This is a genomic window from Mycobacterium sp. TH-M82, assembly GCF_057473605.1.
This window is the reverse complement of record NZ_JBYCKY010000368.1, coordinates 1-10,475: the sequence shown is the minus strand read 5'-3', so window position 1 is coordinate 10,475 and position 10,475 is coordinate 1. Positions and strand designations below refer to the sequence as shown.

The 10,475-nt window shown below is 66.8% G+C and carries 9 protein-coding genes, 1 tRNA gene and 1 pseudogene; 4 read left to right on the top strand and 7 right to left on the bottom strand.

Annotated features, from left to right (window positions below):
• Position 1: 1 nt before the first annotated feature.
• Positions 2–142 (top strand): DUF732 domain-containing protein, encoded by a 141-nt coding sequence (locus AC2VON_RS11485; protein ID WP_486953076.1) that lies wholly within the window; start codon positions 2–4, stop codon positions 140–142.
• 71 nt (positions 143–213) lie between these two features.
• Here the strand turns inward: AC2VON_RS11485 and thrB are convergent, their stop codons facing one another.
• The 5 genes from thrB to argS are packed head-to-tail and all read right to left on the bottom strand — an operon-like array spanning position 214 to position 6,652.
• Positions 214–1,167, bottom strand: a complete 954-nt coding sequence (thrB, locus tag AC2VON_RS11480; protein ID WP_486953073.1) for a homoserine kinase — start codon at positions 1,165–1,167, stop codon at positions 214–216.
• Positions 1,168–1,186: 19 nt separating this feature from the next.
• Positions 1,187–2,254 (bottom strand): threonine synthase, encoded by a 1,068-nt coding sequence (gene thrC / locus AC2VON_RS11475; protein ID WP_486953072.1) that lies wholly within the window; start codon positions 2,252–2,254, stop codon positions 1,187–1,189.
• Positions 2,251–3,576 (bottom strand): homoserine dehydrogenase, encoded by a 1,326-nt coding sequence (locus AC2VON_RS11470; RefSeq protein WP_486953075.1) that lies wholly within the window; start codon positions 3,574–3,576, stop codon positions 2,251–2,253. The genes thrC and AC2VON_RS11470 overlap by 4 nt, the downstream gene beginning before the upstream one ends.
• Before the next feature lie 2 nt (positions 3,577–3,578).
• Positions 3,579–4,943, bottom strand: coding sequence for a diaminopimelate decarboxylase (lysA, locus tag AC2VON_RS11465; protein ID WP_486953074.1), 1,365 nt, complete (start codon positions 4,941–4,943; stop codon positions 3,579–3,581).
• A gap of 56 nt (positions 4,944–4,999) precedes the next feature.
• Positions 5,000–6,652 carry an arginine--tRNA ligase gene (gene argS / locus AC2VON_RS11460; RefSeq protein WP_486953071.1) on the bottom strand — a complete coding sequence of 551 codons (1,653 nt, stop codon included), beginning with the start codon at positions 6,650–6,652 and terminating at the stop codon, positions 5,000–5,002.
• 111 nt (positions 6,653–6,763) lie between these two features.
• Between argS and AC2VON_RS11455 the strand changes: the two genes are divergently transcribed.
• From AC2VON_RS11455 to AC2VON_RS11445, 3 genes are all read left to right on the top strand, one after another.
• Positions 6,764–6,839, top strand: a tRNA-Arg gene (locus AC2VON_RS11455).
• 221 nt (positions 6,840–7,060) lie between these two features.
• Entirely contained in the window at positions 7,061–7,552 is a 492-nt protein-coding gene (locus AC2VON_RS11450) for a helix-turn-helix domain-containing protein (protein WP_486953070.1), read from the top strand.
• The gene (locus AC2VON_RS11445) at positions 7,545–8,255 is read left to right on the top strand and encodes a nucleotidyl transferase AbiEii/AbiGii toxin family protein (RefSeq protein ID WP_486953069.1); all 711 of its coding nucleotides are present in this window, start codon (positions 7,545–7,547) and stop codon (positions 8,253–8,255) included. The genes AC2VON_RS11450 and AC2VON_RS11445 overlap by 8 nt, the downstream gene beginning before the upstream one ends.
• A gap of 26 nt (positions 8,256–8,281) precedes the next feature.
• On the opposite strand, the gene AC2VON_RS11440 is transcribed toward AC2VON_RS11445, so the two are convergent.
• Positions 8,282–9,751, bottom strand: a complete 1,470-nt coding sequence (locus AC2VON_RS11440; RefSeq protein WP_486953068.1) for a glycoside hydrolase family 183 protein — start codon at positions 9,749–9,751, stop codon at positions 8,282–8,284.
• 509 nt (positions 9,752–10,260) lie between these two features.
• Positions 10,261–10,475 (bottom strand): annotated as a pseudogene (locus tag AC2VON_RS11435) (IS256 family transposase); the annotation flags it as partial.

Genomic DNA, 10,475 nt, shown 5'->3' with positions numbered 1-10,475 from the left:
GATCGAGCGGGGCCAGCGCGGCCTTCAGGTGGTCGGCGAGCTTCAGGCGCACAACCCCGGGATGTCCATGGAAGACGCGGCACACTTCGCGAAGATCGCCGCGGCATCGTACTGCCCCGAGCAGTTGGTGCCGGCCCATTGAAACAGGGACTAAATTTAGTATCCTGCGCCGGAAAGTCGTTGCATCATTGTCACGCCGCAACCGAGGTTGACTCAACTCGGCACTGTGACCCCGGAACTCCAGCGAACCCCGTCGCCGACCGTCATCTCGCTGACCGAGAAGTTGTTCGCGGCGCCGTACTCCAGCACCTCCGCAGGCAGCCGCGCCCGAGTGCTCAGCATCATAAGCGCAGGCCCGGCACCGGAGAGCACAGCTGCGACACCGCGGCGGCGCAGCAACCGCAGATACCCCGTCGACGCGGGCAGTGCCGCCGCCCGCTGCGACTGATGAAGCACGTCCTCGGTGGCCGGCATCAGCAGGTCCGGACGTTCGGTCAGGGCCACCACCAGCAGAGCCGCGCGACTGACATTGAACCGGGCGTCGCAGTGGCTGACCAGCGGCGGCAGCAATACCCGGGTCTCAGCGGTCAACGACCGGTCCTGGGGGATCGCGGTGAAGAGGTGGATATCGGGATGCAGCCGCAGCGGCACTGCCGTATAACCGGGCGGATCAGAGCCGCTGTCGGTCCACGAAATCACGGCCCCGCCCAGCACTGCAGCCGAGGCGTTGTCGGGATGGCCTTCGAACTCCGACGAAAGCTGGACGAGCTGTCCGATGGACAGCGGCGCTAGCCCGGCTGAATCAACCTGTGCGACAAGACCATTAGCTGCTGCCAACCCACCTACTACCGCTGCGGCCGACGAACCCAGGCCACGGGAGTGCGGGATGGCGTTGCGGCAGCGCACCAGAAGCCCGGAAGCGCTGGCACCGCAGGCCGCCAGGCCGCTCTCGATGGCGCGGACCACCAGATGTTCCGAGTTGCTCGGCACCTCCCCGGCGCCCTCGCCGGTGACTTCCACTGTCAGTCCGGAATCTATTGTCTCTACCCAGATCTCGTCATAACAGTTCAGCGCCACTGCGACGCTGTCGAAACCCGGGCCGAGGTTGGCGCTGGATGCCGCCACCACAGCGCTGGCCGACAGCCCGGCAGGCAGGATCTGGGTCACCAACAGCCCTTCGTTCGTTCTAGCTCAGCCCCAACTGCGCGACCACGGCACCCGGGTCGACCGGCACGGCGGCCACGCTGGGCATGTCTGTGAGTGCGGTGTCCGGGTCCTTGAGGCCGTTCCCGGTGACGGTACACACCACCGTCGAATCGCGCGCCACCCAACCGTCTCCGACGGCTTTAAGCAAGCCGGCGATGCTGGCTGCTGACGCCGGTTCGACGAAGACACCCTCGCTGCGCGCCACCAAATGGTAGGCGGCCAGGATCTCATCGTCGGTGACCGCGAGGAACCGGCCGTGGGACTGCTGCTGCGCGCCGACCGCCGCCGACCACGATGCCGGCGAGCCGATCCGGATCGCGGTGGCGATGGTCTCCGGCTCGCGGACCGGCTCGCCGCGCACCAGCGGTGCCGCCCCGGCCGCCTGGGCGCCCAACATCCGCGGCAGCCTGTCGGTCAGGCCGTCGGCGTGGTACTCGGTGTAGCCCTTCCAGTACGCGGTGATGTTGCCGGCATTGCCGACCGGCAGCGCGTGCACATCGGGCGCGGCGCCCAGCGTGTCGACGATCTCGAAGGCCGCGGTCTTCTGCCCCTCGATGCGCACCGGGTTGACCGAGTTGACCAGCGAGATGGTGGGGAAGTCGGCAGCCATCTTGCGGGCCAGTTCCAGACAGTCGTCGAAGTTGCCGTCGATCTGGACGATCTTGGCGCCGTGCATCACGGCCTGCGCCAGCTTGCCCATCGCGATCTTGCCCTGCGGAATCAGCACCGCGCAGGTGATCCCGGCCCGAGCGGCGTAGGCCGCGGCCGACGCGGAGGTGTTACCCGTCGAGGCGCACAGCACCGCCTGCTGCCCGCGGGCCACCGCGTCGGTGACCGCCATCGTCATGCCCCGGTCCTTGAAAGATCCGGTGGGGTTGAGTCCTTCGACCTTGAGATGCACGGTGCAGCCGGTCTGTTCGGAAATCCGCGCCGCGTGGATCAGCGGGGTGCCGCCTTCGCGCAGCGTGACCGGTGCCCAGTCGTCGCCGACCGGCAGTCGGTCGCGGTAGGCAGCGATGATGCCGGGCCAGGGCTTATCGGCGTTCACTGGCCGGTTCCTTCCATTCGCAGCACCCTGGTCACCGCCTGCACCGCATCCAGATCAGCCAGCGCGGCTACGGTGTCGAACAGCGCTTCTTCGGCAGCCCGGTGGGTGACGACCACGATTCGCGCACCGACCGGCCTGCCGTCGTCGTCGGTCACCCCTTGCTGGCGCACTTCGGCGATGCTGACTTCGCGTTTAGCGAATTCCGCTGCCACCGAGGATAATACGCCTGCCTTGTCGGCGACGTTCATGCTGACGTAGTAGCGGGTCGCGATGAGCCCGATCGGTGAGATGGGCAGTTTCGCATACCTTGACTCGCGCGGGCCTCGGCCGCCCTGCACCCGGTTGCGGGCAGCCATCACCAGGTCACCGGTGACCGCCGACGCGGTCGGCGCCCCGCCGGCACCCTGACCGTAGAACATCAGCCGCCCGGCTGCCCGCGCCTCCACCACGACGGCGTTGAACGCACCGCTGACACTGGCAAGCGGATGGCTCTCCGGCACCAACGCGGGGTATACTCGCGCCGAAACCCGTTGTTGGCCTTCGCTGGTGGTAATCCGCTCACAGATCGACAGCAGCTTGATGGTGCAGCCCAGAGCCCGCGCGGAGGTGAAGTCCTCGGGGGTGAGGTCGGTGATGCCCTCACGATAGACGTCGTCGGCGGTGACCCTGGTATGAAAAGCGATGGAAGCCAGGATCGCGGCCTTGGCCGCGGCGTCGTAGCCCTCCACATCAGCGCCGGGGTCGGCTTCGGCGTAACCCAGTGCGCTGGCGTCGGCTAGGGCGGTGCGGTAATCGACGCCGCTGGCGTCCATCTCGGAGAGGATGTAGTTGGTGGTGCCATTGACGATTCCGGCCACCCGTAACACGGTGTCCCCGGCCAGCGACTGGGTCAGCGGCCGGATGACCGGAATGGCCCCGGCGACGGCCGCCTCGAAATACAGGTCGACGTGGGCGTGCTCGGCTGCTTGCGCGAGCTCGCCGGTAGAGCTGGCCAACAGCGCCTTGTTCGCGGTGACCACCGACTTGCCGTGCTCGATCGCCGACAGGATCGCCTTGCGCGCCGGGTCTACCGGACCCATCACCTCCACGACGATGTCGACGTCGGTACGCGACACCAACTCCTCGACGTTGTCGGTGAGCAGTTCGACCGGCACACCCCGGCCGGGCCCGACGCGGCGCACGCCGACTCCCCGCAGCACTAGCGGAGCGCCAATCCGGGCGGCCAGATCCTCGGAGCTGCCGGAGATGATGCGGACGACTTCACTGCCGACGTTGCCCAACCCCAGGACAGCCACACCCACCGGGCTCTGGTCAGAGAACACGCTCACCTCACCTCCAGGCCGATCAGGTCGTCGACGGTTTCCCGGCGCAGCATCAGGCGTGCCTGACCGTCGCGCACCGCCACTACCGCGGGGCGGCCGATCATGTTGTAGCGGCTCGACATTGCGTAACAGTAGGCACCGGTGGCGGCCAGCGCCACCAGATCACCGGGTGTCACGTCATCCGGCAGCCAGGTGTCGCGCACGATGATGTCTCCGCTTTCACAGTGCTTTCCGACGATGCGCGCCAGCACCGGCGACGCATCGGTGTCACGAGAAACCAGTCGGACGTCGTATTCCGCGCCGTAGAGCGCGGTGCGGATGTTGTCACTCATCCCGCCGTCGACGCTGACATATCGGCGGTTGGCGGTGGCGCTGATGTCCACGTCCTTGACAGTGCCCACCTGATAGAGCGTGATAGTGCCCGGCCCGGCGATGGCCCGCCCCGGCTCTACCACCAGCCGCGGCGTTGGCAGGCCCGCCGCGGCCGACTGGTCGCGCACTATGGCGCCGAGTTTGGCCGCCAACTCGGCCACCGGCGGCGGGTCGTCGTGCGGGAGGTAGGCGATGCCCAGCCCGCCGCCGAGGTTGACGGTGCAGACCTGCGCGGTTTTGTCGACGCCGAGCAAGGCGGCGGCGTGCAGGTCGTGGAGCAGCCCGATCACCCGATGCGCGGCCATCTCGAACCCGGCGACGTCGAAGATCTGCGACCCGATGTGGCTGTGCAGCCCGACCAGCCGAAGGTGCTCGGCGGCCAACACCCGCCTGATCGCCGCCATCGCGGCACCGCCGGCCAGCGACAGCCCGAACTTCTGGTCCTCGTGGGCGGTCGAGATGAATTCGTGGGTGTGCGCCTCGACACCGACGGTGACCCGGACCAGAACGTCGGCAATCACACCTGCCTCGGCCGCGACGACCTCCAGTCGTTCGATCTCGGTCATCGAGTCCAGCACGACGTGGCCGACCCCGGCTTTGACCGCCGCGGTCAGCTCGTCGACCGATTTGTTGTTGCCGTGCAAGGCGATCCGCTCAGCGGGAAAGCCGGCGTGTAACGCGACGGCGAGTTCACCGCCGGTGCACACGTCCAACGCCAGGCCTTCCTGGTCGACCCAGCGCGCTATTTCAGCGCACAGGAACGCCTTGGCCGCATATCGGACGTTGCCACCGCCGCCGAACGCCGCGGCCATCTCCCGGCAGCGGCTGCGGAAGTCGTCCTCGTCGACCACGAACAGCGGTGTACCGTAGTCGGCCGCCAGGTCGGTGACCCTGACCCCGGCAATCTGCACGACACCGTCGTCGCCGCGTTCAGCGTTGCGCGGCCACACATTCGGGGCCAAGGCAAGCAACTGCTGCGACGTCTGCGGCCGCAGCGGCAGGTCTGCGTGCGGGATCTCTTCGGCGTGCCGGGGGCCGGCAGGGTGGACGTTCACATCCGCTCCGGGGCGGTCACACCGAGGATCGCCAACCCGTTCGCGATGACCTGGCGGGTGGCCTGGCACAACGCCAGGCGCGCGGTGTGCAGCTCGGTCGGCTGTTCGTCACCCTGCGGCAGCACCCGGCAGGTGTCATAGAATCGGTGGTAGTCGCCAGCAAGATCCTCCAGGTAGCGGCAGATCCGGTGCGGTTCCCGCAGCGAGGCACCGCTTTTCAACACAGTCGGGAACTCACCGAGACTGCGGATCAGGGTGCCCTCCTTATCGGCGGTGAGCAGCTCCAGGTGGCCGGTGTCACCGATCAGGCCGAGTTCGGCGGCGTTGCGGGCCAGTGAGCACAGTCGGGCATGGGCGTATTGAACGTAGTAAACCGGGTTTTCGTTCGATGCCGACGACCACAGATCGAGGTCGATGTCGATGGGGGTATCCACCGACGAGCGGATCATGCTGTACCGGGCGGCGTCCACTCCGAGCGCCTCGACCAGGTCGTCGAGGGTGATCACGGTGCCGGCCCGCTTGCTCATCTTCACCGGCGCCCCGTCGCGGACCAGGTTGACCATCTGACCGATCAGCACCTCGACGCAGCCCGGGTCGTCGCCGAAGGCCGCCGCGGCGGCCTTGAGCCGGGCGATGTAACCGTGGTGGTCGGCACCGAGCATGTAGATGCACAGATCGAAACCGCGCTCCCGCTTGTCCAGGTAGTAAGCCAGATCACCGGCGATGTAGGCGGGCCGGCCGTCGCTTTTGATCACGACGCGGTCCTTGTCATCCCCGAAGGCACTGGCTCGCAGCCAGGTTGCGCCGTCCTTTTCGTAGATGTTGCCTTTCTCGCGCAGTCTGTCGATGGCCTGTTCGACCCGGCCGCTGGTGTGCATCGAGTCTTCGTGGGTGTAGACGTCGAAGTCGGCGCCGAAGTTGTGCAGCGCGGCCTTGATGTCGGTGAACATCGAGTCCACACCGATCTCGCGAAAGGTCTCGTGCCGCTGCGGTTCTGGTTGGCTCAGCGCGTCCGGCGCCTTGGCCAGCACCGCCGCGGCGACATCGGTGATGTAGCTGCCGGCGTAGCCGTCCGCTGGCACCGGCTCGCCCTTGGCTGCGGCGATCAGCGAGTTGGTGAACCGGTCGATCTGGGTGCCGTGGTCGTTGAAGTAGTACTCGCGTACCACGTGGGCGCCCTGGGTAGACAGCAGTCGGCCCAGCGCGTCGCCGACGGCCGCCCACCGGGCGCCGCCGATGTGGATCGGGCCGGTCGGGTTGGCCGAGACGAACTCCAGGTTCACCCTGAGCCCGGCCAACGCGTCGGAGTGGCCGTATGCGGCGCCGGCGTCGATGATGTGGTCGATGACGACACCCTGGGCGGCGGCCTCGAGACGCAGGTTCACGAAACCCGGCCCGGCGGCCTGCGCCGAGGCGATTCCCCGGGTGTCGGCGAGCGCGTCGGCCAGCCAGCCGGCCAGCTCACGCGGGTCCGTGCCCACCCTCTTGGCCAGCTGCAACGCCAGGTTGGTCGCGTAGTCGCCGTGCCCGGGATTGCGGGGCCGCTCGACGGTCACCGTCGCCGGCAGTGCAGCCAGGTCCAGGCCGTGCTCGGTCAGCACCGCGGCGGCGGTCATCTTGAGCAGCTCGGCCAGATCGGCGGGGGTCACGAGGTTCCATCCTATGGTCTGTGGTGGTCGGCGCCCGAATCCGTGCTGGTGACTGGCTGCGGCCATGATGCGATAGTCTGTGCAAGCCCAATGGCGCACCGTATGTGCTGCGCCCCCGTAGCTCAGGGGATAGAGCGTCTGCCTCCGGAGCAGAAGGTCGCACGTTCGAATCGTGTCGGGGGCACCAGGGTTGACCAAGCTGCACCGACGACGCCCCGCCGGCTAACCACCCGAACTCCTGACGGGCCTGCGCCAGCTGACTCGCTGGGCATCCTCAATCCCGGATCGGGGATCTGACGGCGCTGTGCCGTCCCGGCGCGAGAGTGCGTAAACCCGGTGCTCACCCCGGCGTGTCGACCGCCGACACGCACGTTCGCCTGACCCGCCGTCGTGTATATAATGAGATACATGCCGGCGCGGAACCCTGACATCGCGGAACACACCAAAGGTGTGCTGGCCGCGATCGGTCGCGAGCTTCGCAGCCGACGGCTGGCCCTTGGTGTCAGCGCTGTGACCACCGCCGAAGCCGCCGGGATGTCACGGGTCACGTTGCACCGTATCGAAGCTGGATCGCCAGCGGTGACGATCGGTGCTTACTTGAACGCGGCGCAGGCCCTGGGCCTGCGGCTGACACTCGACGAGGCGCAGCGTCCCCGACGGCACGCGCGTGAAGCAATACCTGTGCAAACGGCGCCGGAGACGGTCCGCGTGGGGGACTTCCCGCAACTGCACGCGATCGCATGGCAGCTGCGCGCCGAGACCGAACTTACCGGTGTCGAGGCGCTACAGCTCTACGAACGCAACTGGCGCCACGTGGACCAAGCCGCAATGAGCGACGAGGAGCGCGCCCTCGTCCAGCAACTGGCCGACACGCACAGTGGCGGAGTCCTTCTTGTTTAGCAGAACGCACCACGTTCGGGTTGGCCGCGTCCTCGACGCGCTCGACGCCGAACTCCTGGCGGCTTCGAGGTGCTACCTGGGTGGCGGCACTGCGATCGCACTGCGCTACGGCGAGTACCGCGAATCTGTGGATGTCGACTTCCTCGTCTCCGATAGTGCCGGGTACAGCGAGCTGCGGCAGAAGGTCCGCCAGCCAGAAGGATTCAACGCGCTGACCCGTCGGCCGGTTGCCGTGCTGCGGCCTGTCGTGGCCGATCAGTACGGCATCAGAACCTTGCTCAACGTTGACGGCGAACCGATCAAGTTCGAGATTGTCTCCGAGGGGCGGATCGGCCTGGAGACACCAGGTCCTGGCGACAGCATCTGTGGGGTGGCGACGCTGACCGCCCTGGACATGGCTGCTAGCAAGCTGCTGGCCAACTCCGACCGATGGGCCGACCGTGCGGTGTTCAGCCGCGACGTCATTGACCTGGCCATGATGGACGACCCGGACCTGCTGAGCCGCGCCGTCGCCAAGGCTGAGTCTGCCTACGGGTCGGCCATCATTGACGATTTGAGCAAGGCCATCGACTGCCTGCGGGACAACCCGCACCGCCTGGATGAATGCATGCGCGAGTTGCAGATGTACGACACCTCCAAAGCGGTCCTGTGGGCTCGCATCAAACGGCTGCGCCGGCTCGGGCACCTCCGGGGCGGGACATAACCTGACGAAATCGTCGGCTGTCGAGGTTATCCCAGTTCGGTATGCATCAGCATCACGTTGTAGGCAGACCAGAGCGACAGAGTGAAGAACACGTCCTTCCCCGTCGCCCAGGGATGCAGGAAGGGAGCGTAGATGCCGCCGGGGATCTGCCCCTGCGACACCAGCATCTGCTCGGGACTCCACGGCCCCTGCAGCGCCGGTGCTGTCCTCGCCACGATGTTGTTGCCGCCGTTGCCGTAAAGCACCAGGTACTGCTTGAGGTAGTCGTTGTATTGGACCGACATCTCACTCACCGGGCCCGGGATCACCGGCGTGGCCGCCGCCGGGTCGCCCGGAACCCAGGATCCGCTTCCGTCCTCGGCGGCTTTCCAGTACTGGTACTTGGTGAGGTCCGGCACCGAACCCGGCGGGACTCGCGCCAGAAACGCCGAACCGCCACGTCCGCCCGGAGTCCCGAACGAGTAGATGTAACCGTCGGAAGATCGAACGAATGCCCCCTGCTGGAAATTCTCGTTTCCCGGAACATACCGGGCGCCCGGAAGGCTGTCCGGCGCCGGTGTGCGGATGCTCCCGGGATAGATCCCCCAGTTCTGGCCATTATCGGGTGACATCGCAATTCCGGAGAAGTTCGTCGGCCACACGCCGTGATTCTCCCAGCGTACGACGGACATGAAATTGATGTATTGCCTTCCGCCGTCGGAGATGCCGGCGGTCGGAATGACCGACGTCTCCTCTGGTGCCCGCCTGATGCTGCTGATGATCTGTTTGGACAGGCCCGGAGCCCACAGCGGCGAGCCGGAGTATCGGTCGTTCACCACGCCGGCCGGCACGCTGAGCCCGTCGGACAGATCATGGTCTTGGCTGCGGAACATCGTGTTATATCGCCACTGATGGCCGCGGACGCTGCAGTAGCCGGTGGTGTCGCCGAACGCGATCAGTACCTGGCGGTTGATGGGATCGCCGTTGTCCCACATGATCCCGAGGTCGGTCCCGGAGATTCGGAAACGGTCGAGGGTCTTGTTCGGGCTGTTCGGTCCGCTCACCCAGTCCACGAGCGACGTCCTGGACCCGCCGAGAGCGGCACCGGGATCCGATGCGGGCGGTACCGCGGCCGGTTCCGGGACCGGCTGAGCGGCCGGCGGGGGTGTTTGGCTGTTCACTTCGGGTGGATTGGGGGGTATGGCGGCCGCCTGCTGCCGCAGTGGTGCGGCGTTACCAGCACCAGGGTGCAGCAGAGAAGACACCAGCGGCCCCAGTCTGGGCAGCGGCGCATGCTCATTGGCGCCACGCGGCATGCGCCCTATGGGCAGTTGCCCGGGCGAGGGGGCCGCTCCCGGTGGCGCCTCGCCGGTTGACGCGGCCGGCGGTTCGACGTTGGCTTCGGGTGGGCTACACGGCTCGGCGGCCGCCGGTGGTGCCAGTTCCAACGCGACGACGAGTCCGACCACCGCCGCCGACGCCGCCGACAGCGACACGAGTCGAGCGATCGACGACATCGCACACCTTCCCCGGGACAGGACGCCATATGGACGCCTCACAGACGGTTGATGTGACGATAGTGATCGTTGAGGCGCTTGTGATCAGTGATGCGACAATGGATACGCTTCCGTGACTGTGTCGCGACTCGGTTCGACCGAGTTGGCAGGGCGAGACGGCGTGGGTACCGCTGAGAGCATCACTGCATCACACATACGATGTACTGATGCAAACGACGATCAACCTCCCCGACTACCGCAGGTCGGACTCGACACGATCGTCACCACAGACGACGTCCGTCGCCTTCTCGACGACGAACAGCCGTGAGCGATCGTCCTCAGTCCCTGCCCGACGCCAATGTCCTGATTGCGCTCATCGTTTCGGATCGCGTTCACCATGAAACAGCGGTGAGCTGGTTCAGGCGGGTGCGTCCGCTGCTGTACCTGTGCCCATCGTCGAGGGCTCGCTGCTTAGGCTCCTGGTGCAGCGGGGCCGAGCAATTGTCAATACCTGTGGATCGGGATTTTTTTCAGGCGGCCTCCTCCCCGGTTTCGTCAGCGACCTGGTCGTCGGGGCGCTCGACGAGCTTGCCATTCTCGAACGTGGCGCCGGCGCGGACCAGGGCGACCAGATGCGGCGCGTTCACGGCGCGCCAGCGTGACTGGGCGGCCTCGATCAGCTTGTAGGCCATGGCAATTCCAGCCGCCCGCGAACCCGGCCCCTTGGTGATCTTGCTGCGGTTAC

Excerpts from the sequence above, each read along its gene's own strand:
- AC2VON_RS11450 (WP_486953070.1), top strand. The coding sequence starts at position 7,061 with ATGCCGGCGCGGAACCCTGACATCGCGGAACACACCAAAGGTGTGCTG.
- AC2VON_RS11440 (WP_486953068.1), bottom strand. The coding sequence starts at position 9,751 with ATGTCGTCGATCGCTCGACTCGTGTCGCTGTCGGCGGCGTCGGCGGCG.